This window comes from Mesorhizobium sp. M0848 (genome assembly GCF_040319805.1).
Lineage (GTDB): Bacteria > Pseudomonadota > Alphaproteobacteria > Rhizobiales > Rhizobiaceae > Mesorhizobium.
This window is the reverse complement of record NZ_JAMYOM010000001.1, coordinates 239,981-265,291: the sequence shown is the minus strand read 5'-3', so window position 1 is coordinate 265,291 and position 25,311 is coordinate 239,981. Positions and strand designations below refer to the sequence as shown.

Annotated in this window: 24 protein-coding genes; 7 read left to right on the top strand and 17 right to left on the bottom strand. The window is 64.2% G+C overall.

The window, feature by feature from the left end; translation table 11 throughout:
- Positions 1–12: 12 nt before the first annotated feature.
- From NKH95_RS01365 to NKH95_RS01350, 4 genes are read right to left on the bottom strand one after another with little or no spacing between them, the layout of a single operon-like run.
- A complete protein-coding gene (locus NKH95_RS01365; protein ID WP_352611812.1) occupies positions 13–1,011 on the bottom strand; it encodes an ABC transporter permease subunit in 999 nt (332 codons plus the stop codon).
- A complete protein-coding gene (locus NKH95_RS01360; RefSeq protein ID WP_352442064.1) occupies positions 1,008–2,552 on the bottom strand; it encodes a sugar ABC transporter ATP-binding protein in 1,545 nt (514 codons plus the stop codon). The genes NKH95_RS01365 and NKH95_RS01360 overlap by 4 nt, the downstream gene beginning before the upstream one ends.
- Entirely contained in the window at positions 2,549–3,928 is a 1,380-nt protein-coding gene (locus NKH95_RS01355) for an FGGY-family carbohydrate kinase (RefSeq protein WP_352722413.1), read from the bottom strand. The genes NKH95_RS01360 and NKH95_RS01355 overlap by 4 nt, the downstream gene beginning before the upstream one ends.
- Positions 3,925–4,701: a DeoR/GlpR family DNA-binding transcription regulator gene (locus NKH95_RS01350; RefSeq protein WP_127266683.1), complete on the bottom strand. Its 777-nt coding sequence runs from the start codon at positions 4,699–4,701 to the stop codon at positions 3,925–3,927. The genes NKH95_RS01355 and NKH95_RS01350 overlap by 4 nt, the downstream gene beginning before the upstream one ends.
- 192 nt (positions 4,702–4,893) lie before the next feature.
- Here NKH95_RS01350 and NKH95_RS01345 point away from each other — a divergent pair, with 192 nt between their 5' ends.
- From NKH95_RS01345 to NKH95_RS01335, 3 genes are read left to right on the top strand one after another with little or no spacing between them, the layout of a single operon-like run.
- Complete coding sequence (locus NKH95_RS01345) at positions 4,894–5,937, top strand: class II aldolase/adducin family protein (RefSeq protein WP_352554462.1); 1,044 nt, start codon at positions 4,894–4,896, stop codon at positions 5,935–5,937.
- 7 nt (positions 5,938–5,944) lie between these two features.
- Complete coding sequence (locus tag NKH95_RS01340) at positions 5,945–7,219, top strand: FGGY-family carbohydrate kinase (RefSeq protein WP_352611814.1); 1,275 nt, start codon at positions 5,945–5,947, stop codon at positions 7,217–7,219.
- On the top strand, positions 7,216–8,067 hold the full coding sequence (locus tag NKH95_RS01335; RefSeq protein WP_352890655.1) for a TIGR01459 family HAD-type hydrolase: 852 nt from the start codon (positions 7,216–7,218) through the stop codon (positions 8,065–8,067). Before NKH95_RS01340 ends, NKH95_RS01335 begins: the two co-directional genes overlap by 4 nt.
- Here NKH95_RS01335 and NKH95_RS01330 read toward each other — a convergent pair.
- Positions 8,054–9,064: a sugar-binding transcriptional regulator gene (locus tag NKH95_RS01330; RefSeq protein WP_127269653.1), complete on the bottom strand. Its 1,011-nt coding sequence runs from the start codon at positions 9,062–9,064 to the stop codon at positions 8,054–8,056. The two genes, NKH95_RS01335 and NKH95_RS01330, sit on opposite strands and share 14 nt — an antisense overlap.
- A 159-nt stretch (positions 9,065–9,223) precedes the next feature.
- On the opposite strand from NKH95_RS01330, the gene NKH95_RS01325 reads away from it, so the two are divergent.
- Positions 9,224–10,027: a hypothetical protein gene (locus NKH95_RS01325; RefSeq protein ID WP_023811046.1), complete on the top strand. Its 804-nt coding sequence runs from the start codon at positions 9,224–9,226 to the stop codon at positions 10,025–10,027.
- A 14-nt stretch (positions 10,028–10,041) separates the two neighbouring features.
- Here the strand turns inward: NKH95_RS01325 and ptsP are convergent, their stop codons facing one another.
- The 5 genes from ptsP to NKH95_RS01300 form a co-directional block, all read right to left on the bottom strand.
- Positions 10,042–12,021: a phosphoenolpyruvate--protein phosphotransferase gene (gene ptsP, locus NKH95_RS01320; protein WP_023811045.1), complete on the bottom strand. Its 1,980-nt coding sequence runs from the start codon at positions 12,019–12,021 to the stop codon at positions 10,042–10,044.
- Positions 12,022–12,076: 55 nt separating this feature from the next.
- Positions 12,077–12,457, bottom strand: coding sequence for a PTS glucitol/sorbitol transporter subunit IIA (locus NKH95_RS01315; RefSeq protein ID WP_023811044.1), 381 nt, complete (start codon positions 12,455–12,457; stop codon positions 12,077–12,079).
- A 108-nt stretch (positions 12,458–12,565) separates the two neighbouring features.
- Positions 12,566–13,567 (bottom strand): PTS glucitol/sorbitol transporter subunit IIB, encoded by a 1,002-nt coding sequence (gene srlE, locus NKH95_RS01310; RefSeq protein WP_023811043.1) that lies wholly within the window; start codon positions 13,565–13,567, stop codon positions 12,566–12,568.
- Between the two features lie 16 nt (positions 13,568–13,583).
- Positions 13,584–14,345 carry a PTS glucitol/sorbitol transporter subunit IIC gene (gene srlA / locus NKH95_RS01305; protein ID WP_013529328.1) on the bottom strand — a complete coding sequence of 254 codons (762 nt, stop codon included), beginning with the start codon at positions 14,343–14,345 and terminating at the stop codon, positions 13,584–13,586.
- 88 nt (positions 14,346–14,433) lie between these two features.
- Positions 14,434–14,871 carry a transcriptional regulator GutM gene (locus NKH95_RS01300; protein ID WP_023811041.1) on the bottom strand — a complete coding sequence of 146 codons (438 nt, stop codon included), beginning with the start codon at positions 14,869–14,871 and terminating at the stop codon, positions 14,434–14,436.
- Between the two features lie 195 nt (positions 14,872–15,066).
- Here NKH95_RS01300 and NKH95_RS01295 point away from each other — a divergent pair, with 195 nt between their 5' ends.
- Together NKH95_RS01295 and NKH95_RS01290 are read left to right on the top strand one after the other, a co-directional pair.
- Positions 15,067–15,708: a hypothetical protein gene (locus NKH95_RS01295; RefSeq protein ID WP_023811040.1), complete on the top strand. Its 642-nt coding sequence runs from the start codon at positions 15,067–15,069 to the stop codon at positions 15,706–15,708.
- 93 nt (positions 15,709–15,801) lie between these two features.
- A complete protein-coding gene (locus NKH95_RS01290) occupies positions 15,802–16,476 on the top strand; it encodes an HAD family hydrolase (RefSeq protein ID WP_023811039.1) in 675 nt (224 codons plus the stop codon).
- Here NKH95_RS01290 and NKH95_RS01285 read toward each other — a convergent pair.
- The 6 genes from NKH95_RS01285 to NKH95_RS01260 form a co-directional block, all read right to left on the bottom strand.
- Positions 16,473–17,648 carry a DUF930 domain-containing protein gene (locus NKH95_RS01285; protein ID WP_352890653.1) on the bottom strand — a complete coding sequence of 392 codons (1,176 nt, stop codon included), beginning with the start codon at positions 17,646–17,648 and terminating at the stop codon, positions 16,473–16,475. The genes NKH95_RS01290 and NKH95_RS01285 overlap by 4 nt on opposite strands.
- Positions 17,649–17,811: 163 nt before the next feature.
- Positions 17,812–18,570, bottom strand: coding sequence for a 5'/3'-nucleotidase SurE (locus tag NKH95_RS01280; RefSeq protein WP_352890651.1), 759 nt, complete (start codon positions 18,568–18,570; stop codon positions 17,812–17,814).
- Positions 18,567–19,733, bottom strand: a complete 1,167-nt coding sequence (locus NKH95_RS01275) for an MBL fold metallo-hydrolase (RefSeq protein WP_352890858.1) — start codon at positions 19,731–19,733, stop codon at positions 18,567–18,569. Before NKH95_RS01275 ends, NKH95_RS01280 begins: the two co-directional genes overlap by 4 nt.
- Positions 19,733–20,812, bottom strand: a complete 1,080-nt coding sequence (locus NKH95_RS01270) for an ABC transporter ATP-binding protein (protein ID WP_352890648.1) — start codon at positions 20,810–20,812, stop codon at positions 19,733–19,735. The genes NKH95_RS01275 and NKH95_RS01270 overlap by 1 nt, the downstream gene beginning before the upstream one ends.
- Entirely contained in the window at positions 20,800–22,503 is a 1,704-nt protein-coding gene (locus tag NKH95_RS01265) for an ABC transporter permease (RefSeq protein WP_352890646.1), read from the bottom strand. The genes NKH95_RS01270 and NKH95_RS01265 overlap by 13 nt, the downstream gene beginning before the upstream one ends.
- A 90-nt stretch (positions 22,504–22,593) precedes the next feature.
- Positions 22,594–23,580 (bottom strand): ABC transporter substrate-binding protein, encoded by a 987-nt coding sequence (locus NKH95_RS01260; protein ID WP_352890644.1) that lies wholly within the window; start codon positions 23,578–23,580, stop codon positions 22,594–22,596.
- Positions 23,581–23,840: 260 nt separating this feature from the next.
- Between NKH95_RS01260 and NKH95_RS01255 the strand changes: the two genes are divergently transcribed.
- Positions 23,841–24,818 (top strand): sugar-binding transcriptional regulator, encoded by a 978-nt coding sequence (locus NKH95_RS01255; RefSeq protein WP_352798820.1) that lies wholly within the window; start codon positions 23,841–23,843, stop codon positions 24,816–24,818.
- 13 nt (positions 24,819–24,831) lie between these two features.
- Here the strand turns inward: NKH95_RS01255 and NKH95_RS01250 are convergent, their stop codons facing one another.
- On the bottom strand, positions 24,832–25,200 hold the full coding sequence (locus tag NKH95_RS01250) for a hypothetical protein (RefSeq protein WP_352798821.1): 369 nt from the start codon (positions 25,198–25,200) through the stop codon (positions 24,832–24,834).
- Positions 25,201–25,311: the final 111 nt, after the last annotated feature.

Below are 25,311 nucleotides of genomic sequence, written 5' to 3'. Positions count from 1 at the left end.
GACTAAGGTCAATCACGTTCTTGCTCCTGCCTGGAGCCTGTAGCGGTCGAGGGCGACCGCCACGATGATGACCAATCCCTTGATGATGTACTGCCAGATGTCGGAGACACCGGCCAAGATGAGCCCGTTGGAGAGCACCGCGATGATCAGGCCGCCGATCAGCGTACCCCAGATCGAGCCGACGCCACCGACGAAGCTGGTGCCGCCGAGGATGACAGCGGCAATGGCGTCGAGTTCATAGGACTGCCCGAGCTGCAGCCCGTTGGCGGCATAGAGCCGGGCCGCCGACATGGCGCCGCCAAGGCCGGCCAGCAGGCCGGAAATGCCATAGACGAAGAGCAGCACCAGCGGCACCTTGATGCCGGTCAGCCGCGCCGCTTCGGCATTGCCGCCGACGGCATAGATCCAGGTGCCGAGCACGGTGCGCTTGAGCACCAGCCAGGACAGCACCACCACCGACAGCGCGATGATGACCAGCCACGGAATGCCGAACAGCGAACCGTTGCCGATGAAATCGAACGGCAGGTCCGAATTGAACACCGTGGTGTCCTGGCCGAGCAGGCGGGCGACGCCGCGCACCGCGGTCAGCGAACCCAGCGTGACGATGAAGGGCGGCAGCTTGATATAGGCGATGAGCAGCCCGTTGATGAGGCCGAAGCCGAGGCCGACCAGAATGGCCGCCGGCACACCGAGCAAACCCCAGTCGGGCACCAGCGACACCATCACCGCCACCATCGCCGATGCGGCCAGGATGGCGCCGACGGACAGGTCGATACCGCCGGTCAGGATGACGAAGGTCATGCCGGCCGCCAGCACGATGTTGATCGACGACTGCTGGGTGACGATCAACAGGTTGGTCTCGGTCAGGAAGCGCGGGTTCAGGAACTGGAAGCCGGCCGCCAGCAGGATCAGCACCGGCAGCATGCCAAGGGCAGCGAAAGCCGTGCGCAACCGTCGGCTGGTGCCGGTGGCCTGGCCGCCTGCGCTGATCTCGGTCGCCTTGTCGGTCATTGCTGAGCCGCTCCCGTTGCAAGTTCCATGATTTTTTCCTGGCTTAGCGGTTCGCCTTGCGATGCCGTCACCTCGCCCGATATCGTGCCGTCGCGCATCACCAGCACGCGGTCGGCGACGCCGATCACCTCGGGCAGTTCGCTGGAGATCATCAGGATGGCGATGCCCTGTTTGGCGAGATTGTCGATCAGCCGGTAGATTTCCGATTTCGCCCCGACATCGACGCCGCGGGTCGGCTCGTCGAGGATGACGACCTTCGGCTCGGTTTCGAGCAGGCGGGCGAGCAGCACCTTCTGCTGGTTGCCGCCCGACAGCGAGCCGGCATTGGCCTGCACCGAACTGGTGCGGATGGAGAGACCGGCAACGGCCTTGGAAGCGCGCCTTTCGGCGGCCGCGAAGTCGCGCAAGCCGCCGGCGCGCGAATCCCGCGCCAGCACGCCCATGCTGATGTTGTCGGAAATCGACATGTCGAGGAACAGGCCGAGTTCCTTGCGGTCCTCGGTCAGATAGGCGATGCCGGCATCGAGCGCCTCGCGCGGCGAGCCGATGGTTACAGGTTTGCCGTCGAGTTCCAGCGTGCCTGACACGCGCCTGTCGGCGCCGAAGATCAGCCGCGCAAGCTCGGTACGGCCGGAACCGACCAGACCCGCCAGCGCCAGCACCTCGCCCTTGTGCAGGTCGAACGAACAGTCTTTCAGGAGACGGCCGTCGGACATGCCACGCACCGAGAGCGCCACCGCGCGCTTTTCGTCCGGCGGCCGATGATCCTTCTTGTAGAAAGCCGACAGATCGCGGCCGACCATCATCGAGACGAGGCGCGAGGCGCTGAGGTCGGCACGTTCGAGCGTACCGACATAACCGCTGTCGCGCAGCACGCTGACGCGATCGGCAAGCTGGTAGACCTCTTCCATGCGGTGACTGATGTAGATGATGGCGATGCCTTGCGATTTCAGCGTCGCGATGACCTCGAACAGCCGGTCGGTCTCGCGCGAGGTCAGCGACGTCGTCGGCTCGTCCATGACGATGATGCGCGCATTGGTCGACAGCGCGCGGGCGATCTCGACCAATTGTCGCTCGCCGAGCGACAGGCTGGAGACCATGTCGCGGGCCGAAAAGGAGACGCCCAGACGCGCGATGATCTCCCTGGCGCGCCGGGTGCACTGGTCACGATCGACGATGCCGAAGCGTCGCGGCTCGTTGCCGAGGAAGATGTTCTGCGCCACCGTCAGATTGGGCGCCAGCGACAGCTCCTGATAGATCACCGCGACGCCGCTGGCGCGCGCCTTGATCGGATCGCCGGTCGCGGCCGGCATGCCGTCGATCAGGATCTCGCCACCGGCATCCGGCCGATAGGCGCCTGAAAGCACTTTCATCAATGTCGACTTGCCGGCGCCGTTCTCGCCCATCAAGGCGTGCAGCTCGCCGGCATGGACGCTCAGCGAGACATCGTGCAAGGCACGGATGGTGCCGAACGTCTTGGAGATGTGGCGCATCTCCAGCACCGGCTGGCGCACCGTCTCGGCCTTGGCAATCGCACTCATCGCGCGCCTCCCGCCACCGCACCAGCGACGCCCCGGTCCATGGTGGCGGCACGCCAATTGCCGCGATAGCCTGCCAACCCGGTGAAACGCGACGCGCGCACCGGCTCCGGAACTTCGGCGGCGAATTCGCGCCCAACGCTCTCGAAGGCGAGCGCCGCTGCACCGGTGGCACTGCCCTCCAGCGTGGCGCCCTGCAGGAAAGCCTGGTCGGGACGCAATTGCGCCAGCAGTCCGGCGAGCAGACCGCCCGTATTCAGCCCGCCATCGACGATCACCGTGTTGTTCGAATGGATGAGGTCGAGGCAGAGATCGACCATCAGCGCGACGTAGAGCAGCGCCGTAGCCGCGCGTTCCTCGACATTGGGCGCGCGCCCCGCCAGTCGGCCGGAATGCCCCGTCATCGGCCCGCCCGGCGCGAAGCTCGGCAGCGCCATGATGCCGGCATCGATCACCCGCTGCACCGCCGGGCCGGCGATCTCGCCTTGCCAGCCGGCGCTGATGGTTGCGAATTCACGCCCGCCCATGAAGCGGATGGTCGGCACTGGGCCGCCGCCGACATCGACATTGACCAGCATGTCGCGATCCCGGTCGAGCGCGTCGAGGGGACAGGACGGATTGAGCACGACGACCCAGGTGCCGGTAGAAACGACGGTGACCGGGCCAAGCTCCTGCCGGCGATAGGCATGCAGCGCCGCATTCGAGTCATGGACGCCGTTGTGGATGGCGATCGGGCTTGCCGCAGCGCCGAGGCGCTGCTCGCCGATAACGGTGCCGGCGCGCTCGAAGGCAGGCATCCGGTCACGCCAGCCCTGCGCGTCGACCAGCGAGGAAAAATCTTGGCGGCGCGGCGCCCACAAATGCGAATGGCAGCCGAGATAGGATACTTCCGAGACCGCCCGTCCGCCAAGGCGCCAGCTCCAGTATTGCGGATAGCCGAGGATCGATTTCGACGCAGCGAACGCGTCCGGATCGACCTCCTGCAGCCACAGCATATGGCGGCCGTAATTGAAGCCGAGCGGCAGCCGCGGCGAGAACGTCTCGGAAAAGTCAGGAATGCGGCGGTCGATCCGCGCGGCAATCTCGGCCGGCGGCTCTTGCTCGTAATCGAGGAGAGGATGCGTCAGCGCCGCCTCGTCCACCAAGGCAAAGGTGCAGCCATGGCCCGACACCATGACCCCTTCCACTCCATGACCATCGACCGCATCGGCAACGGCGCTGAGCGCCCAATGGTGGAGCGCCGCCTCGTCGAGCACGCTGAAGCCGTCTTGGCGCACCCATTTCGGCTGTGTCCGGCGCTCGTCGATGATCCGCCCGTCCTGGCCGAAGACGAACAGCTTCGAATTGGTCTTGCCGAAATCGAGGACAGCCACCTTCACTGGATGGCTCCCGAGGCTATCCGCACCATGACGCCGGCATCTTCCAGCATGCGCGCATCGGCGTCGGAGAGGCCGTCATCGGTGACCAGCGTGCCGATGCGGGAAAGCGGCAGCGCGACATTGCGAGCGTGGATCGACAGTTTTCGGCTGTCGGCCAGCACCACGATCTGGTCGGCGCAGAGGCTGAGATCGACGATCGAGCGTACCAGCAGCGGGTGCGATTCCATCACGCCTTCCTGGCCAAGGCCTTGCGCGCCGAGAAAGAATTTGGAGGCGTAGAAGGGCACGGCCTGGGTGAGCGAATGGATGATGCCGGGTTCGCGATGCAGATCACCGCCCGCAACCGTCAGGCTGCAATGGCCGTGGTCGCTGAGATAGGCCGCCAGCGGCATCGAGTTGGTGTAGAGGCGGATGTTGCGCTCGGCGAGCTTGACCCCGAGATGGAAGCAGGTCGAGCCGCCATGCACGATGACGGCGTCGCCGTCCCGCACCATGGTCGCCGCGAGCGCGGCGATCTGCCGCTTTGCCTCGACCGCAAGGTCGCGGTTCTCGTCATAGGGCCGGGCGTAGGCGACACCGGCCTGGGAAGCGCCGTCGAGCGCCGAGATGCCGCCATAGACCTTCCGCGCTTCGCCGGCTTCGTCGATCCTGTCGATATCGCGCCTGACCGTCGCGGCCGAAACGCCAAGCCGTTCCTGCAGCTCGCGCACCGAAGCGAACGGACGATCCCGCAGCAGTTCGACGATCTGACGCTGGCGGCCGGAGTCGCTCAATTCTTTCCTCCCGGATGCCATTTCCATGGCAGTTGGCGCAACTTACTCAACATTAGCCGGATTGCAAGCGGGTTTTGATGATACTAGATCACTATTGACGTAGATCACTCGTATCTGCGATATCAGCGCCAATTCGACCCCGGCAACGGGATTTCGCGCAGGACACGGCCGAGCCGTTGGAGGAAAAGCGCCATGGCGACCCAAGCTGACGCGCAGGAACTGGCGGCCTTGCGGGCGCTCTCGGCCAGCATCGGGCAGAGCCCGCATCTGACCCAGGCGGCAGGCGGCAACACCTCGCTGAAAGCCGGCGACACGCTGTGGATCAAGGCCTCCGGCACCTGGCTGAAGGACGCGCTGGTCGATGACATCATGGTGCCGGTGGCGATGGCGCCGTTGCTGAGAGCCGTCGAACAGCGCGATCGCGCCGCCGACCAGCCGCAGGGTTTCACCATTGCAGCGCTCAACCCGCGCGGCCTGCGGCCGTCGATCGAGACCACGGTGCACGCCCTGATGCCGCAGCGCGTGGTTCTTCACGTCCATTGCGTCGACACCATCTCGCTTGCCGTGCAGGCCGATGGCGAGGCCGAGGTCGCCAGGCGGCTCGATGGCATCGACTGGGCCTATGTGCCCTATTTCCGGCCCGGCCTGCCGCTTGCACGTGGCATTGCTGAAAAACTGCGGCCTGGTGTCGACGTGCTGATCCTTGGCAATCACGGGCTGGTCGTCGCCGCCGAAACCGTCGCCGGGGCGGAGCTTCTGCTGCGCCGTATCAGGTCATTGCTGGCCCGGCCGGCGCGCGCGACCGCCGCACCCGACCTCGATGCCTTGGCGGCGCTTGCCGGCGGCAGCTTCTACAGATTGCCGGCCGATGTCGAAGCGCATGCGGTTGCGCTCGACCCTGAGAGCCGCCGCATGGCGCAGGCCGGCAGCCTCTATCCGGACCACGTCATCTTCCTCGGCCAGGGCTCCATCGTGGCGAAACCAGGCGAGGCGGTGGCCGATGTCATTGCACGACTGGACACGTCGCCTGCGGCGATCCTGTTTCCCGGCGCAGGCGTGCTGATGCGCGGCGACGCCAGTGCCGGCGCCGATGCCATGCAACGCTGCCTCGCCGACGTGACCGCGCGGATCGACGTCGCAGCGCGGCTGAACTATCTCACCGCTTCCGAGAATGACGAACTGGTCAACTGGGACGCCGAGCAATATCGCCAGAAGCTCAACGCGGCTGGCGGCTAGCATGGACATGATGCCACTTGTCATCGGCATCGACCTAGGCACATCAGGTGCGCGCGCCGTCGCCATGCGCCCGGATTTTTCCATAGCCGGGCATTCGGCCGTTCCACTCGACAGGTTTGGCCGCGATGACCGAGCCCCCACGGCATGGTGGCAAGCGGTCAAGGCGGTGCTGACGGACCTGCTTTCCGGCATCGACCGCACGGCGGTCCGCGCCATCGCCATCGACGGCACCTCCGGCACGCTGCTGCCGGTCGACGCCGCCGGGCGGCCGCTGGCCGAACCGCTGATGTACAACGACAAGGTCGATGACGACGACATTCTGGCCGCGATCGACCGCACCGCGCCGGCTGCAAGTGCAGCGCACGGAGCGACATCCGGCCTCGCCAAGGCCCTGCGCTTCCAGCATCTGCCGGGCATTGCGGCGGTGCTGCATCAGGCCGACTGGATTGCCGGAAACTTCTCCGGCCGCTTCGACGTCAGCGACGAGAACAATGCCCTGAAGACAGGCTATGATGTCGAGGCCCGCCGCTGGCCGGAATGGATCGCCGCGACCGGAATGCGCGTGGAGTTGCTGCCGCGCGTGGTCGAGCCGGGCGAAGTCACCGGCGCCCTCACCGCGGAAGCCGGGGAACTGTTCGGCTTGCCGCGCGATGTGGCCGTCGTCGCCGGAACCACGGATGGCTGCGCCTCGTTCCTGGCGACCGGTGCTGCCGCGATCGGCGACGGCGTCACCGCGCTGGGATCCTCGCTGACCATCAAGATCCTGTCCGACCGGCCGATTTCGGCGCCGCGCTTCGGCATCTACAGCCACCGGCTCGGCAACGCCTGGCTGGCAGGCGGTGCGTCGAATTCCGGCGGCAAGGTGCTGGCTCAGCATTTTCCGCTCGCCCGTATCATCGAACTCAGCGCAAAAATCGACCCGGAGACCGACACCGGCCTCGATTACTATCCGCTTCCCGCCACGGGCGAACGATTTCCGATCGCCGATCCGGCGCTGCCGCCTCGCCTTGCACCCCGGCCGGCGGACGACGCCGATTATCTGAAAGCGATGTTCGAAGGCATCGCCGCGATCGAAGCGCTCGGCTATGACAGGCTTGCCGAACTCGGCGCGCCCGCGCTGATATCGGTCAGGAGCGTCGGAGGCGGGGCGGCGAACCCAGCCTGGACGGCAATCCGGCGGCGCAGGCTCGGCGTCGATTTCCTGCCCGCGCTTTCCGACGAGGCCGCCGCCGGCACGGCGCGGCTGGCGCTGATGGGTGCAAGCCGGGCAGGACTCCTATGAGCGCGAAAACGATCGAACGTCTCGACGGCATCGGGCCGCTGGCGGAGCGCTACGACGTGTTCCTGCTCGACCAGTTCGGCGTGCTGCATGACGGCACACGGCCCTATCCGGGCGCGGTGGCAGCGCTGTCGGCGCTGAAGCGCGCCGGCAAGACCGTGGTGCTGGTTTCGAACTCCGGCAGGCGGGCACGACCCAATGAAAGCCGGCTCATAAAACTCGGCTTCGAAGCGGGAAGCTGGGATCATTTCGTTTCTTCCGGCGAGGTGGCGTGGCGATCCTTCAGGGACATGGCGACGTCGGGGAAGCTGCGCCCAGGGACAAAATGCCTGCTGATCAGCCGTGAAGCTGACCGCTCCGCGATCGAGGGCCTGCCTTTTGTGCTGACCGGGTCCGGCGATGAGGCCGAACTGGTGCTGATCGCGGCCAGCGAGGGTGACCGCTTTGACCTCGAGCATTATCGCAGGCTGTTCGCGCCGGCTGCAGAGCGGCGGGTGCCGTGTTTCTGCACCAATCCCGACATCATCATGCTGACGGCCGTTGGCCCTCGCTTCGGCGCCGGCCGTCTGGCCGATCTCTATGAAAGCCTGGGCGGCAGCGTTACCCGCATCGGCAAGCCCGACAAGGCGATTTTCGACGCCGCGCTGGCGCTGGCCGGCGAGCCGGACCGCGGCACCGTGGTCTGTGTCGGCGACAGCGTCGAACACGATATATCGGGGGGAAACAGCACCGGCATCGCCACCGCGCTGGTGCTGAGCGGAATACTGGCGGACACACCGGATCTCGCCGCTGTTTTCGACGAACAGCAGGCCTGGCCGGACTACATCACGGACAGCTTCAGCTTCCGCTGACCGCTTCCAGCATGCGCCGCGCGCTCTCCTCGTCGGTGATCAGGATGGTTGGGGCGATGAGGGTCATGGCGCCGAGCAGCGCTTCGGTTTTCTCCTCGCCACCGGAGGTGAGGATACGGATCGGCGCCTTGCGCAGACGATCGACATCCACCGACATCACGTGGCTGTTGACGGGATGGTCGACCAGATCGCCATTGCGGTCGAAGAAATGGAACAGGAGGTCACCAACGGCGCCACGCGCAAGCAAGGCCTCCCGATCCGCCTCCTTGAGAAAGCCGCCACGAGAGAAGGTGGTGGCGGAGGCGATCCCGCCGACGCTCAGCAGAACGGCATCGAGCACGTCGGCCATTTCGAAAATCTCCTGCAGGCCGCAGCGCTCGATCAGTGCGATCTTGGTCTCGACGCTGTCGACGACGGCTGGTGTCGGCATCAGATAGCCGTCGCCCTGGAATATCTGAGCGAAGCGCCAGGCGAACTCGGCTGGGTTGACCCGGCGCACGACGCCGACACCGCCAAGCAGCGAAATCACCTTGAAGTCGGTGAGCGACTTGGCGCTGATGAAGGGCAGGCTCGAGAACAGCGTCTGCCCCCAGCCGACGCCGACCCGCATCCCGGACTTCATCGTGTCCGACAGGAAACTGCCGGTCTTGGCGCTGATCGCTGGTATCGGATCAGCGTTGGGTGCCGAAAGCGGCGCCACCAGCGCCTGCTGCAGCCCGAACGTCTTCTCCAGCGCGCGCTCAAGCCGCACGATTTCCGACAATTCGCTCTCGATGGTGATCTTCACTTCGTTGCGCGCCCGGGCATCCGCCAGCATGCGCACGATGGTGACGCGACCGACGCCGAGCACGTCGGCGATCTCGTTCTGCGTCATCTGTTCGACGAAATACATCCAGGCGGCGCGAATCCTGAGGCGATCCGTCCGGCTTTCGCTGGCGACCTGCTCGGTTGCCTCGCCTCGACCGTCTTCGCTTTCGCCCTGTCGTCGTCTGCCCAAGTCTGTCTCTCCCCCTGCGGCGACGGACGAGCGCGCTGCCGCCGATTCTGCATGCTGGTCTAGTATCGCCTATTGATCTACCAATCGATAGGAACAATGTAGAGAGTGGCGGCTGCCCCGGTTGGCGGCTATCCGCAGCAAATTTCAAGGCGATCCGCGATGCTCCGACAAATCTCCGAAGATGTCCGCGTCAATCTGAAGGACCGGCTGCGGGAAGTCCGCGAAATCATCCGCCAGAGCCGCCATGACGGCAGCGGCGATGCCAGCATCCTGCGCGAAGCAACCAGCCATCTGCCGCCATTTCCAGGCAAGGGCATCGAAGGCCTGCTCAGCCATGCCGCGAGTGCCGTCGACGAAGCGCTGTCGATCGCTGAAGCTTTCGTCCCGCATGAGCGCCCGATCAAGGTGGACGGCACGACGGTGAAGGGCCTCGGCACCTATTTCCCGGTCGGCAACGAGGATCGCCAACTGGACGCCGAACGCCTGTTCCGGCGCGATATGTATTATCTGACCAAGGCGGTTCTTGCCGGCCTGAACATCGACAATGCCCGCATCCACGAAGCCGATTTCGCGGCCGTCCATGCCACGATGCGCAAGCGGCATGGCGATCTGCTGGCCGCGTTGGCCGCGCCAGGTGCCGGACTGCAGGCAATCGCGGCCACCTGTTCGGCGCTGCTGGTCGAGTGCCTCGGCCAGCGTCCGGTCCGCTTTGCCGAAACGATGTCCGAAACGCCGGCGGTGGTGGGCAGCAGCGCGCTTGACGTAAGCTGCCTGGCACCGCTCGCTTTGGCCTGCGGCCTGGCGACCGCCGGCAGGGACGGCGCGCCGGAGCCGGATATGCTGGAGATCGCGATACTGGCGGCGGATATTCGCCACGACCGCATCGTTCAGGCCTGCGCCAAGGCAAACCCGATCGCTGAACTGACACCGGTGTTCGCCACCTTGCTTGCCCATCTGCCGTAGTTGGCCGGCCTGGGCTAGCCTTCAGCGGCCATGGCCATGATCGCTTTCTTGGCGCGCTGGATGGAAGCCGGGCTCATCGAGAGTTCGGTCAGCCCCATCTTCACGAATGTCGCAATGAGATCCGGACGGCCGGCCGCCTCACCGCACATGCCGACCATGATACCGGCGGCGACGCCGGCTTTTGCCGTCATTTCGATCGCCGACATGACGGCTGGATTGGTGACATCGTTGAGCTTGGCGACGGTCGGATTGAGCCGGTCCGCGGCCATGATGTACTGGGTCAGATCGTTGGTGCCGATCGAGAAGAAAGCGACCTCCTTGGCCAGCGTCGGGGCGATCAGCACGGCGGCCGGGGTTTCGATCATTACGCCGAGATCGAAGGTCGCATGCGGCACGCCTTCGGCTTTCAGCTCGGCCGTGCATTCGTCAACCAGCACGCGCGTCTGCCTGACCTCCGAGAGGTCGGACACCATCGGCAGCATCACCTTGATGTTGCCGTGCACGGCTGCGCGCAGCAGCGCCCGCAGTTGGCGCTTGAAGATGTCGGGCCGGTCGAGACACATGCGGATGCCGCGCCAGCCGAGGAAGGGGTTTTCCTCGTCGGGAAATTCGATGCCGGCAATCGGCTTGTCACCGCCGATGTCGAGCGTGCGTACAATGACCGGATAAGGCGCAAAAGCCTTGGCCAGCGCCGCATAGGTCTCGGCCTGCATGTCTTCCGAGGGCAGATGCATATGGCGCATGAACAAAAGCTCGGTGCGGAACAGGCCGATGCCCATGGCACCAGCCTCTTGCGCCGCTTCGATTTCCTCGAGTGAGCCGATATTGGCCGCGACCTCGATGATCCTGCCGTCGGCGAGCTTCGGCGTCACCGTCTTGAAGATGGTCAGGCCGGCGCGCTCCTTTGCCGCCGCTTCGACGCGGCCGGCGAAATCGGCACGGGTCGCCTCGTCGGGGTCGATGATCACATGGCCGGCATTGCCGTCGAGCGCGACGTCTCGCGCGGTGCGCAAGGCATTGACCTGGCCGCCGAGGCCGAGCACTGCCGGAATGCCGTGCGAGCGCGCGATGATGGCGATGTGCGAGGTGGCGCCGCCATGGCCGCACACCACGCCGCCGATACGCTTCAGCGGCGCGCGTGCCAGATCCCAGGCGCCGATGTCATCGGCAATCAGGATAGCCCCTTCGGGTATGTTTTCGAGGCTGACATCGTCTTGGCCCAGCAACACGAGGCAGATCTGCCGCCCGACCGCATGAACGTCATCCGCCCGCGCGTTGAGATAGTGATCGTCGACCGCGCTGAATTCGGCGGCAATGGTGGAGGCGGCGGTGATGACGGCGGAGACCGCGTCATTGCCGCCCTTGATCAGGCCCTCGGCCTCACCAGTCAGGCTATCGTCGGCGGCGATATCCCTGAGCGCGGCGACGATGCCGCGGTCTCCAGCCGACAGGCTGTCCTGCGCCAACGCATTATCCATACGGGCCTGGACCGCGCCGACGGCCGTGCGGAACCTGTCGATCTCGCCTTCTATCTCCTCGGCCCGCAACACGCGGCCCTGTCCGGCGATATCGGGTGGAAAATGCGCAAAGGCCGGGCCGATGGCGAAACCTTCGCTGGCGGCCACGCCACGCAGGCGGTTTGCCCCGTCAGGTGCCGCCGGCACGGATCCGGGCGCGGGTGCCGCTTCCTGCCCGGCATCGTTCGCCGGGCTCTGCGCCTCCGCTTCATCATCGAGGCCGGCCCGCGGATTCTCGAGATAGCCGATCAGCGCCTCGAGTGCCTCGATGGCATCGGCGCCATTCGCCCGCACCGTGACTTCCTGGTTCTCCTTGACCGCCAGCAGCATCAGCTTGACCGAACTCTTGGCGCTGACCGCCTTGCCGTCCTTGACCAGTTCGACGTCGGATTCGAAGCCCTTGGCGAGCTTCACGAACCGCGTCGCGGGACGGGCGTGCAAACCTTCATGCACTCTGACGATGGTCGAGCGTTCCATGGCAATACTCTGGTTTTGGGCGCCGCTCCCAACATAGGCCACGGCGCGAATGCTGTCAGGCGGCGATGGTGATGATTGCGCCGGTCTTCAGGGCGGCCACCAGCGCTTGCGGGTCGACTTGCGACGCACAGATCTCGCCCGGCCTCTCGGCCTCGGTAGCGCCGTTGAACGAGATGACGACATGGCCCATTTCCAGCACCTTGCTCCACGCGCTGGAGCCGACCGCTGTGATAACAGCGACAACCGGGCCGAGGGTGATCGAAGCGCCCTTGGCGGGCGCTCCGTCACTTGGTCCCTGCTCCGCCTTGTGGAGCACCGAAACCTCGGCAAGCTCCGGCGGCGAGCCATCCGCAAACAGGATGACCACGCCCCCTTCGGCAAGGTCCGCCACTTCGGGGCCGATGGCAGTGACCCGTGTTCTCAACAGAACCGTCATATGGCGAACCTCATTTTCTCAACTTTCCCTAGAGCGGTGAACCGCTCTAACTCTTTGTTTTGACGCAATTTCCAAGGGAAAGCATTATGCGCTTTTCCCAGAGTTGCCTTAGAACACGATCAGGCTGACGACCCAGGCGATCAGCACCGAGACCGGCCCCATGATCTGGCGGCTGATGAGCACCGCCGGAACGCCGATTTCGATCGTCTTCGGCTTGGCCTCACCGAGCGCCAGGCCGACGGGGACGAAGTCGCAGCCCACCTGGGTATTGTAGGCAAACAGCGCCGGCAGTGCCATTGCCGGCGAAATCGTGCCGTTGGCGATCTGCGGGCCGATGATGGCGACGCCGATGACCTGCGCGATGACAGCGCCTGGCCCGAGAATGGGCGACAGGAACGGCAGGCCGCAGATCGCCGAGATGATCAGCAGGCCGACGATGTTGTTGGCCAGCGGACCCATCGGCTGCGCCAGCACATCGCCGATGCCGGTATACAGGATCAGACCGATGAGCATGGTCACGAAGGCCATGAACGGCAGCACGTTGCGGATGACCTGGTCGATGGTGCGGCGGCCGGCATTGAAGAAGATGCCGACGATACGTCCCATGACCCGGCCGATCGTGCTGATGAGGCCGATCAGCCCACCCTCGCTCGGCAGCGGCTGTGGTGCCGCGGCCGCATTGTTGCTTGAACTCATCGCTGCTGCTCCCCCTGCAGTCGTGACCGTTTCGGATCCGTCCGCCATTGTGATGTTGGCCGGCTTCACGCCCGAAACGTAGATGTCCTCGGTGATGAACTGGGCCAGCGGCCCCGATTGACCGACCGGCGTCAGATTGACGGTCGGGATGCGCTTGCGCGGATAGACGCCGCATCGTGCGGTGCCGCCGCAATCGACGACCACCACCGCCATCTCGCTTTCGATCGGCGGCGCCCTGAAGCCGTCGACGGCTTCGCCACCGGTCATGTCGGCAATAAGCTGTGCCACCGGGTGGATGCCACCACCGGTGACGGAAACAACCTTGCTGCGCTGTTCGGTCGGCTCGATCACGAGCGGGCCACCCCAACCGGTCTTGCCCCGGGAGATGCGTACGGCTTTATATGTCTTGGCCATGATGTCCTCCCCGCCCTTACAGCTCGACGCCCTGGCGGCGTGCCATGATGGCGGTGATGCGTTCGGTCAGCATGCCCTTGAGCAGGATGACGACGAGACCGACGATTGCGTACCAGATCGCCACCTTGACGTGGTAACCGGCAACGACGACGCCCTTCTTTTCCAGCTCCAGCAGCGCAACGAGAATGCCGCCCCAGACGAAATACTCGCCGGGATTGATGTGCGGGAACAGGCCGAGCGGCGGGTGCACATAGGACACGGCCGCGTCATAGAAGGCCGGCTTGTGCTTTTCTTCCAGGAACGATCCGAACGTATAGGCCATCGGATTGGTGAGGAAGAACACCGCCAGCAGCGGCAACAGCGTGTAGCGCGTCAGCGCGATCCGGCCGGCGCCGCGCGCCAGGCCATGCACGCGCTCTTCGCCGACCAGTTCGGTGACGGCGTAGAAGGCCGTCATCAGCACCACCAGCGTCGGGATGATGCCGGTGACGAAGCCGGCGAAGACCTCGCCGCCCTTCTGGAAGATGCCGATGAAGTACTTGCCGATGGCGGTCAGCCAGCCGAGCTGCTCTTCCTGCTGGACGTCCTTCAGCTTTTCCTTGAACTGATCGACGGTGATCGGTCCGCTGTCCGCTTGTGCGAGGACAACGAGATGGTCGGAGGCATGCTCGACTGCGAGCTTGCCATGCAATGCGGCATCCGAGACCATGGCACCTGCGACATGCAGATTGTGCACGGCCATGTCGGCATGCTGCGCCAACAACGAAAATACAGACATTTCTCCTCCTTATGCCACCCGCCGGTTGATCCCAGTCGGTGCGCGGCGTCCTCTATCCCTTTGATTTAGAGCCCGAAATCCTGCGGCCCTAAGCCCTTGCTATGTTCAAGCCGGACAGGCCCGGCTTCTTCCCCGGCTCCGACCGTGTCTTGTCGATCTGCTCGATCGCCCGTTTCACGGCCTCGGCCACACCGGGTTCCCCCTCCCCCATGATTGCAGGGTTGGACCGGAGTTTATCGAGGGGAACACCCTCGAATTCTTCATGTCTTTTGAATTTGGTGAAGACGGAACGGCCGCTCATCACCATCAGGCGGCGCACGACCAGATCAGGCGTCACCACGACGAGCGCGATGGTGCCCTTGGCCAACCGGCCGCGAAAATTGCCGGCTCCGACGAAGCCATCCTTGTACTGGTCGGTGACGCCCCTGAAGACATCCGAATAGTGCCGCATCTGCAGCCAGACGCCGAGCGACTGCAGCGCCCACACGATAACCAGCAGAAGCAGTCCCCACTGCCAAATCGCCATTCGGTTCTCCTCCCGAAGCCTCAGTTGAACCGCACCTTGGACCGGCGCGTGACAACAGCAAAGTGAGAACATTTGTTTCCGAGAATGTCAATATGTATGATATTGGCCTCGGCTGCGGTCATCTACAAGGGCGCTGACCGATTTCGGCCGTGGCGCTGTTGTGCTAGGCTGACCGGGAAACAGGATACGAGGAACATGGAGCTGCCCTTCAGGGACGAGCTGGCCTTGATGCCGGATCTTCGCCATCGGCTGCGGCAGCTGCGCTGGTTCCGCGCCACCTTTCGCGGCAGCGCCAAGGTGGTCTCGGACACGTTCGGCGTGCGCTTCGAGATCGACGAGGCCAAGCTCACCAGAGCCTTTCTCGACTGGGTCGAGATCATGGAAGCGCAGAAGCGCTTCGCCGCGATCGACCGCGCCGACTTCATCGTCTTTGCCGCCGGCCTCGTGCTGCGCGAGTTGATAAAACAGGCGCCGGCAAAAGAAATATCCGGCCTCACCCAACTGATCGAGACGGAAACGAACGCCGGCACGCTGGAAATCGTCCGCTTCTGGCCGGAGGGTTTCCTCTACACCAACTACTGCGTCTCGGTGATTTCGGCGATCCACGAGCAGGAATTCGGCACGGCACCCGGCATCGACAAATGCGCCGACGATTTGCGCACATGGTGGTCCTATCGCGAGAATGTGACCGAGATGCCGGCCTATGCGGTGGCTTTCCTCGACCGCTTTCTCGGCGCCGAACCGAACTGGATCACCCCAGATCGCGCGCAGTCCCGGCAAGCCATGCAACGGGCGCTCGGGTCGTCCCGTGCGAGCGATGCGTTGCGCCAGCTTTGAGCCCGCTCTTCGCGCCCCCAAAACGCACGCGCTATTGAACATTTGACTTTTTGCCGATAGCGATGTGCGAAAATTGACTCGAGAGGGAAACGCGTGGCGCGACCAAGGCCTATTATTTTCGATTGCGACGGCGTTCTTGTCGACAGCGAGCCGCTGGCCGCCCGCGCCTATGAGCGCGTCTACGAAAAGCACGGCATGCCCGGTGTCAACACCAGCATCATCGCCCAATGCGTCGGCATGAAGCAGTCCGATATCATCGCCAGGATCAAGGAATTGACCGGGCACCAATTTCCGGCGGCGGCGGACGGCGACATCTGGGCCGAGACCAAGGTGCTGTTCTCGCAGGAATTGAAGCCGACACCGGGAATCACTGCGTTTCTCGCGACGCTTGCGGGCGACCGCTGTGTCGCCTCGTCCTCCTCCGTCGAGCGCATAAACCACAGCCTTGCCGTGACCGGGCTGGCGCGTTTCTTCGGCGACGCGATCTACAGCTCCTCGATGGTCAAGAACGGCAAGCCCGCGCCGGACATCTTCCTCTTCGCGGCGGACAAGATCGGCGCCAATCCCGTTGACTGCATCGTCATCGAGGACTCGCCCTTCGGCATCCAGGGCGCTGTCGCCGCCGGCATGACGGCGATCGGCTACACCGGCGGCGGCCATACCTATGCCGAGCACGCCGCGCGGCTGACAGCTGCCGGTGCCGATTTCGTCTGCGCCGACTGGCAAGAAGTTAGCCGGCAATTGGCTAGGTTTGGTGTGCCGGCCTAGTTTAGGCGATACTTTGTGAATCCACGGCTGGCCCATTCGCCAGGCGGCACCAATGAGCCCACACGGAAGTTGAAGGACAGGACCTTGGTCGCATCGGCGTCGACTTCGCATCGGAAATTTAGGTTATACCAGGCGTTTCTGGTGCTGAAGGCGGCCTGCGGAGGATTGAGAACATTGCCTTTGTCCAGCGTGATGGTTGGCACCCATTTGACCGTATAGTCGGCAGTTTGCAATTCCCGGCTCAGAACGTTGCCGCAAAGGGTGGCCACGCGCTGACCGCGCGGCACATTCTCCATGGAGCTTGTAGCGAACGCATTGCCGGTGGCCCCTTGCGAGTAAAGCTTTCTGACGCCCGGAAGGCCGGAATAGATCGGTGATCCTGCAACGTCGTTGTTGGTGGGATTTGACCTTCCAGCATTCCCGATCGGCGCTTTGAAAGCTCTTGCGGGTTTGAACGTCATTGTCTTGGCAGGCTTGGCTTTGGGCTTTGCCTTTTCGGTCGAGGCTGGAGGCGCCGGCTTGTCACCGGTCTCAGCCGCCAATGGCTTTGGCGTCACGACGGCGTGCTTTTCGGCGGGTTGCGGTGCGAGTTCTTGTTTGTCCGGCTGCTGTTTGTCAGTGTCCTCGGTCGCCTGCTTCTCCTCGCTTTGCGCGGGCTTTTCGTCCGGCGCAACGGTGGCTGGCTTCTCGTCAGACTTGCTGGGCTCTGCCTTCTGCTGTGGCGTTGCAGCCGGGGCGGGCTGGGTCGGCGCGGGTGTCGGTGCTACAGGCGGCTTCGGCGCCTCATCCTTGGCCGGCGACGGCGTGTTGGGTTTAGCGCTGCTTCCGTCGAGCGATTTCTCCGGCCCGGTATCTTTCTGGCCGTACTGGAAAACGCGCTTCAAAACCTGGTCGTCTGGCGGTTTCGGCGGTTCCGGAGGCGGCTTTTGTTCAGGCGGCTTTTCAGCCTTCTTTTCAGGTGTCGGCTCCGGTGGCTTTGGAGCAGGTTTCGGCTTGGGCTTTTCGGGCGGGGGCACGATCGCGACATTGACGGGCTGTTCCTGCTGAGCCGGCTGCTGCTCGGGTCTCGGCAGGCCATAGACCAGAAACGCCGCGATGAGTGCATGCAGGATCAGCGATGCGGGCAAAGCCCACAGCAGATGCCGCCGCCGTTCTCCTGTTTCGCCCTTCATCCGCACCGATGTGGAATGAAATGGCGGCGGCTTCAAGCATAGGTAGTGGATTGGCTTGATTTAACCGCTGACAGGTTGGTGATCGGATGACGACGCGCGGATCAGCGCCGGTGAGATATGGCGCGACTCAAACCACCTCCACAATCCGATTGAAGCCCTGAGGTCAGCCAGTTTGCCGCTGGCGCGCGATCCCGTCCAGAAACCGTTCGTCCAGCCGTGTCTCGCCAAACCAGTTCAGCCGAATGATGCTGATGAAGCCGGCATCGATCGCCTCGTTCTCGTCGCCCGGCTGGCTGTCATGAGCCCGACCGCGCGGCACCGTGATGACAGTGCGATCGCCGTCGCTTTCAACGATTTCGGCTCTGCGGGCGATCTTGTCGCGACCGATGCGCGGCTGTCGGATTTCGGCCGGCAGCAAGGTCGGCAGGTTGATGCTCAGCCAATGACCCTCAGCGGCCCAGTCGGCGCGCGATTGCCACAATGAAGCGATCAGCGCGCCAAGCCATTGGTCGTCGCCATCGGTGAAATCAGGATTCTTCACGCGGGAGAAGCCGATGGCTGGAACGCCCCAGAAAGTCGCCTCCCGCGCAATGCCGAGCGTTCCGGAATAGGCAAGGTCCTCGGCAACGTTGCGGCCATCGTTGACGCCCGACAGCACAAGGCCCGGTTTCTCGGAATCGGCGAACAGCCAGGTCATAGCGCTTACCACGCAATCGGCCGGGGTGCCGGAACAGGAGTACCAGTTCGGCTTGACGCGCCGCATGGTCAACGGCCTGGCAATCGTTAATGACGAGCTGGCAGCGGTGCGCTTGCCGTCGGGCGCGACCACCCAGACATCGTCGCTCAACGTGCCGGCGGCCTTGACGAGACGGGCAAGCCCCGGCGCTTCGATGCCATCGTCGTTGCAGATCAGAATTCTCATCGTTTTCTTGCCTCCGACACCACTATGCGCTGGCCGGTGCGGCACTGCGTGCGCAGCGACGGGATGTTAGTTTGCAGATCGCCGAGAAGGTCCGGCGTGCAGGAATGACCGAGTGCTGCGGGACGGCCGGCCGTTTCCCAGATGTCGACATTGCCCGACAGCGTCGGATGGGTCGGCATGCGCACCCAGTCCGCCCGGCCGGCCTTGTGCAACAGATCGCCCGGCGAACCTGACGGCAGATGGCCGGTAAGCAGCACCGGAAAACCGGAATGGTCGGCACGCGGCAAGAGGCGCGACGACGGGCCGGCCTCACCCATACCGTCATCCGCCAGCAACGGCATTGGCGGCAGGGGATCGGCATCGGTCCAGTCGGCTGCGTCTTGCAGGCGGCGAAGCAAGAGTTCTGAGACACCTGGCAACAGGGATGCGGTGGCGCCGATCTGCGCTTCCAGCGACGAACGCATGCCGGCATGGATCGCGAACGGCCCAGGCAAGGCCGCGATCAGCTCCAGCGACCGACCCGAGAGCGGCGTCGGCAAAAGACACCCGCCCGAATGCCTCGCAACCCACTGCGAGATTTCGAGCGCCCGCGCCGCCCCCGGCACCGGATCGGCGCCATAGGAAGCATCGAGGACAAGCAGGTCGCAGTGCGGGATCGTGTCCATGACGAAGACATTGCTGTCCGGCACCACGTCGGCGGAATAGGCAACGCGGCTCTCGCCATCGTCCACGGCAAACCAGACGCCGCCCACGACATGCCCGGAGCGTCCCGTCCGGATCGTGAGGTTGCCGCTCTTCAGCGTATCGCCGGGTTCGAACAATTCGATGCGGTCTTCGGGAAAAGGGAACCGCCTGAAATCCTCGGGCTCAGCATAGCCCGCGAGCGTGGCAGGCGCCTCATTGCGGGTCTCGGCCGTCATGAAGATCGGGCCGGCATAGCCGCGCGACAGCAGCCAGCTCAGCGCGCCGATATGATCCTCATGGGCATGCGATACGAACAGCGCGTCGATATCGGTGACCGCCCCCTTCAGCGCCGGATGGTAGTCCGCGCCCGACGCGCCGACCTTGATGCCAACGTCGAGCAGGATGCGATCCTTGCCGCTGCTCACAGCAAGACTGGTGCGGCCCTTTTCGCCAAAGCCGCCGAGCAGGTCGAGCATCATCACGATGCCGCCCCCACCGCCGGGATCAGCCAGCCGGACCTTATGCGCAGACGCGCCCGGGACCCGCTTTCCAGCATGACTGGGTCGGGCTGTTCGAAGTGCAAGGTGATGTCGGGACTGGTCGAAGGCGTGAATTCGATACGCGCCGAGCCACCCTGATAGATCACCCGCTTGACCAGGCCATCGAAGCCGGGACCATCCGGCGACACCTCAAGATCGGCTGACCGGCAGCAGATCTTGGCGCCAGCGCGCGGCCGCTCGCCAGGCCGGCAGCGGACAACCAGTTCCGCGCCGAGAACCCGGACCTTGCAGTGGCCTCTTTCTTCCACACTCAACACATCCGCAGGCAGCAAAATGCCTTGCGAAATGAAGGATGCGACCATTTCATTTGCCGGCTCATGATAGAGCTCGCGCGGCGTCGCCAGTTGGGCAAGGCGCCCGCCATCCATCACCGCGATGCGGTCGGCCAATGCCATCGCCTCGGCCTGATCATGGGTGATGTAGACGATAGTGGTGCCGGTGCGCTTGTGGAAGGATGCGAACTCGTCCTCCATCGATGCCCTCAGATGCACGTCCAGATTGGCGAGCGGCTCATCGAACAGCACCAGCGAGGGCGCGGCGACAAGGCAGCGCGCCAGCGCCACGCGCTGGCGCTGGCCGCCGGAAAGATTGGCCGGCCGACGCTCGCCCAGCCCTTGCAGATCGACAAGGGCCAGTGCGTCTTCAACCTTCCGGCGGGCGACGGCCTTGTCGAGCTTCGCCACCTTCAGCGAATAGCCGATGTTCTCGGCCACCGTCATATGCGGCCACAGCGCATAGTTCTGGAAGACGATGCCGACGCGCCGCTTTTCCGGCGCGACGCTGCCGCTCTTGCCCGACACGACCTCGCTGCCGATGCGGATTTCGCCCGACGTCACTTTCTCGAATCCGGCGACGAGCCTCAGCAACGTCGTCTTGCCGCAGCCGGAAGGGCCGAGCACTGCCAGGAACTCGCCGTCGGCGACGTCGATCGACACGTCCTTGACGGCATCGAAATTGGCGAAGCTCTTGGTCACATTGTCCAGGCTCAATCGCGCCATGGCAGCACTCCGGTCGGAAGGTAGGGGGCAAGCAGATTGGTCACCAGCATGAGCACGAAAGTGACCGCCACGGTGATGACCGACATCGCCGCCGCATAGTTGGAATCGCCGCCCTGCTCGAAGGAGAACATCACCACGCCGATCGTTTCCGAGCCCGACGACCACAGCAGTGCGGAAACGGTAAGTTCGCTTAAGGCCGTCATGAAGATCAGCAGGCCGCCGGCGATCGCCGCCGGTGCCACCAAGGGAAAGATGATCGTGCGCATGCGGGTGAACAGCCCGGCGCCTGCCACTTGCGCCGCTTCCTCCAGCGCCCGGTCGATCTGGTGATAGCCGCTGATGGTTGGCCGCAGCGCCAGCACCAGGAAGCGGGCGAGATAGGCGTAGAGGATGATCCAGACCGTGTTGTAGAGCTGGATGCCGGTCAGCGGGATCGGCCGCAGGAACATGAGCAGCGAGGCGATCGCCAGCACCACACCGGGCAGAGCATAGGGCAGTTCCACCGACAGATTGAGCAGCCGCACCCAGCGCTGCTTGCCCCAGGCGATCAGATAGCCGATCGGCACGGCAACCAGGACCGCGAAGAAGGCAGCGGCGATCGACAGCCAGAAGCTGTTGAAGAAGGCGCGACTGGCAGCATCATGCTCGAACAGCACGAAGCGATAATTGTCGAAGGTTGCCGTCTTGGTGGTGAGCGCAACGCCATAGCCCGGCACCAGCGATGTCAAGACTAGCCCGAACAGCGGCAGGAACAGCACAACAACGATCAGCAGCCACATGCCAGCCTGCACGGCGGGCCGCCAGCGGCCGAGCTCATAGGGCTCGGCCGAAAGCGACGTGGAGCTGATGCGATAGTCGCGGCGGCGGCTCATGATCTCCTGGGCAAGGATGCCCGCCATGGCGATGATACCGATCAGCACTGACAGGAATGCGGTTTCGCCGAGCACGGCGGGGCCGCCGCCGGCCAGCTTCTGATAGATCAGCGTCGGCAGCACGAGATAGTTGGCGGGAATGCCTAGAAAGGCCGGGATGCCGAAATTGCCGACGCAAGAGACGAAGGCGAGTGCGGCGGCGGCCATGATCGAGGGCGTCATCAACGGCAGCACGATGGTGACCAGCATGGTGAACCAGCCGGCACCGCCCGCCCGCGCCGCTTCGATCAGTTCGCGCGGCAGCTTGCGCAGGCCGGCGCGCACCAGCAGGAAGACCAGCGGGCCATACTGCACGCCGAGCAGCAGGATGATGCCCGAGGTGGAGTAGAGCGGGTTTTTGGTACCGAGCGGCGGTGCCGCCCCGAACAGTTTCAGGAATGGACTTGCCGGGCCGAACAATTGCAGCCAGGCCAGCGCCGTCACCTGCGGCGCGATCATCAAGGGCATGACGTAACAGAGCACCATGGCGCTGCGAGAGCGGATATCGGTCAGGGTGACGAGGACGGCCACCAGCGTTCCCGACAGCACCGCAAGCAGGGTGCCACCGATGCCGACGACCAGCGTGTGCCAGGTGGCGATCCAGGTCGCCGGGCTGGCGAGACCCGCTTTTATCGCGACGGTCGAGAGCGTGCCGCCGGGCGCCACGATCTCCTTGATCAGGCGCAGCATCGGCAGCAGCGAAAGCAGCACGATGACGACGGCCACCGCCGCCGTCAGGGCCATTTCCTGGCCCCGGCTTTCCCTGATCCGTGTTGACATGATTGTTTTTCCTGGGATCGATCGGCCGATGCGATCGGGTTTCGCCCGTCAGGGATGCCGCTGGGACGGCATCCCGCCGGGAATGCCGGCTCAGCCGCCGAACAGTTCCGAGAACTTCGCCTTGTCGGCGTCGGTCGTGGCGACGATTGCCTTGGTGTCGAACGGCATCACCTTGACCTTGACGCCTTCCGGCAGCCATTCGGGGCGGCCGACCGAAGCACGCGCCGGCAGATAGCCCATCGAAAGCGCCAGCTTCTGGCCGTCATCAGAAAGAATGAAGTCGACGAACTTCTTGGCGCCGTCCACGTTTTTGGCGGTCTTCATGATGGCAACCGGCTCAGTGACCGCCGGCACGCCTTCTGAGGGGAACACGAATTCGACCGGCGAGCCTTTCTTCTTGGCGTTCATCGCCATGAAATCGACCAGGATGCCATAGGGCTTCTCGCCTGATGCCACCGACTTCAGCACGGCGCCATTGCCGCGCACGCTGACGGTGTTGTTGGTCTTCAGCTTCTGGAAGAAGTCCCAGCCATAGTTGGCGTCGCCGACAAAGCCCGAAAGCAGGTAGGCGGCCGCACCCGAATAGAGCGGGCTCGGCATGACCAGGCCATCGGTATAGGCCGGCTTGGCGAGATCGGCCCAATGCTCCGGCTTTTCGGCTGCGGCGGTGTTGTAGACGATGCCGGTGGTGATCAGCTTGCTGCCGAAATAGGTCTTGTCGGCGTCATAGGCATCCGCCTCGATGCCATCGAGCTTTGCCTCGGGATAGGGCAGCAGCCGGTCGTCCTTCTTCAACAGCTCCATGGAGACCGCGTCGGCGATCAAAAGCACATCGGGCTGCGGGCTGCCGGCGGCAAACTCTGCCGCCAACTTGGTCAGGATGTCGCTGGTTCCGGAGCGATAGATGGTCACGTCGATGCCGGGCTGCGCCTTCTTGAACGCATCCACGGTCTTGGCCGCGTCGGCTTCCGGCTGTGATGTATAGAGCGTCAGCGTTTCGGCGTTTGCCACGCCGGCAAACAAAGTTGCCGCGAGCGCCAGCTGGCTGGCCAGCAGCTTGATGAAATGCGTCTTCATGAGACCTCCTGTCTTGTCTGTGCATGACCGGTCCGGCTCCTGGCCGGTCCCCGTCTCTTCCTCCCTGCACGGCGCATATGACTGGTGGATGACACAGCGCGTGAAACCCACAAAATATGTTCATATGTACAATGTCAATTACAAATGAACAGGATTGTGCGACAATCGCGCGCCGGAGAAAGCCGGTATCAGTTGACATCAGGCCGGCGTTTCTCCGATGAGGCACCGGTCAGGCCACGGCTCATGAGGGACAGGAACCGATGACCACCGAAAAACCCCGACCGGCTCGCCCGGGATTGCCGATGGTCTCGTCGGATCTCAACGTCAAGACGGCTTGGCTCTACTATGTCGAAGGTTTCACGCAGGAGCAGATCGCCGAAAAGCTCGATGTCTCCAGGGTGAAGGTCATGCGCACGCTGGCCGCCTGCACCGCCGAGGGCATTGTCGTCACCATGATCAACGCGCCGACTGCCGGGCAGGTCGCGCTCGAACGGGAACTGGAAAAGCGCTGGGGTCTCAACGCCGCCGTCGTCATCCCGACGCCTTCGGTGCATGACCATCTGGAGAAGGCGATCGGCCATGCCGTCGCGGCCTATCTCGGCGAACAGATGCAGGACGGCATGACGCTGGCGATCGGCGGCGGCGCGACGCTGCATGCCAGCCTCGGCTTCCTTGCACGCCGGCAGTTGAAGCGCGCCTCGGTGGTGGCGCTCGTCGGCAGCCTGCCGCACTCGCAATGGATCAATCCATCCATCGTCGCCGCCAAGGTCGCCGATGTCTTCGAGGTCGACAGCTATCAGATCACCGCGCCGGTGATGGTGGACAACTCCTCGTTGCGCGATCTGCTGTGGGCGCAACCGACCCTGCAGGATGTGCGTCAACGCGCGGCCGCCGCCGACATCGCGCTGCTTACAGTCGGCGACATGTCGCCCGACGCCACTATCTTCCGGCACGGTATCGTGCCGTCGTCGCTGATCGCTCCGCTGAAAGCGAAGGGCGCGGTCGCCAACATGCTGTGCTATTTCGTCGACGCCGCCGGCAGGCTGGTCGACCACGAGGTCAACAAACGCGTCATGGCCATCGATCTTGATGTGGTCGGCCAGGTGCCGAATGTGGTTCTCGCCGCCGGCGGCAAGCGCAAGGTTGCGGCGATCCTCGCCGCGCTGAAGGCCGTCAGCACCAATGTCCTGATCACCGACAGCGATACGGCGACGGCACTGTTGGCCAGGAGCGGCTGAGCCGGCTCTCGGTTTAGATAAGCCCGCGCTCGCGCAAAAAATCCTCGACGCCGACATGGGTCATGGATTCGAATTCGGCGACCGCCTCGGCCACCCGCTTGCGCTGCGCCGCCAACAGCGTGAAAACCTGCTTCATCTCGCCGGAAACACCAAAACGGCTCCAGCGCTCGGCGATATGCGTGGGCAAGCCGATATCGGCGCAGAACGCGTCCAGGCTGTCATAGCCGAGGCTGGCGACAAGCTGCCTGGTCTCCTCCGCCGACATGCGCGGCTCGAAGGCATGATCGTGCAGGCGCTGCGCCACAAGCTTGATGTCGGATGGCGACGCGCCCATGACCTTGCCGAACAAGGTTTTGACGTCAGACGGGTCGAATGCAGGCATATTTGGCCTCCCTGGGTCGCAGTCCAGATAGAACATGGGTCAAGGGTTGGCGCCTGACAAGTCGTTTCTGTTTGTGAGCCGGCGCATGATTTGGCACCGGCTCCCGACAGG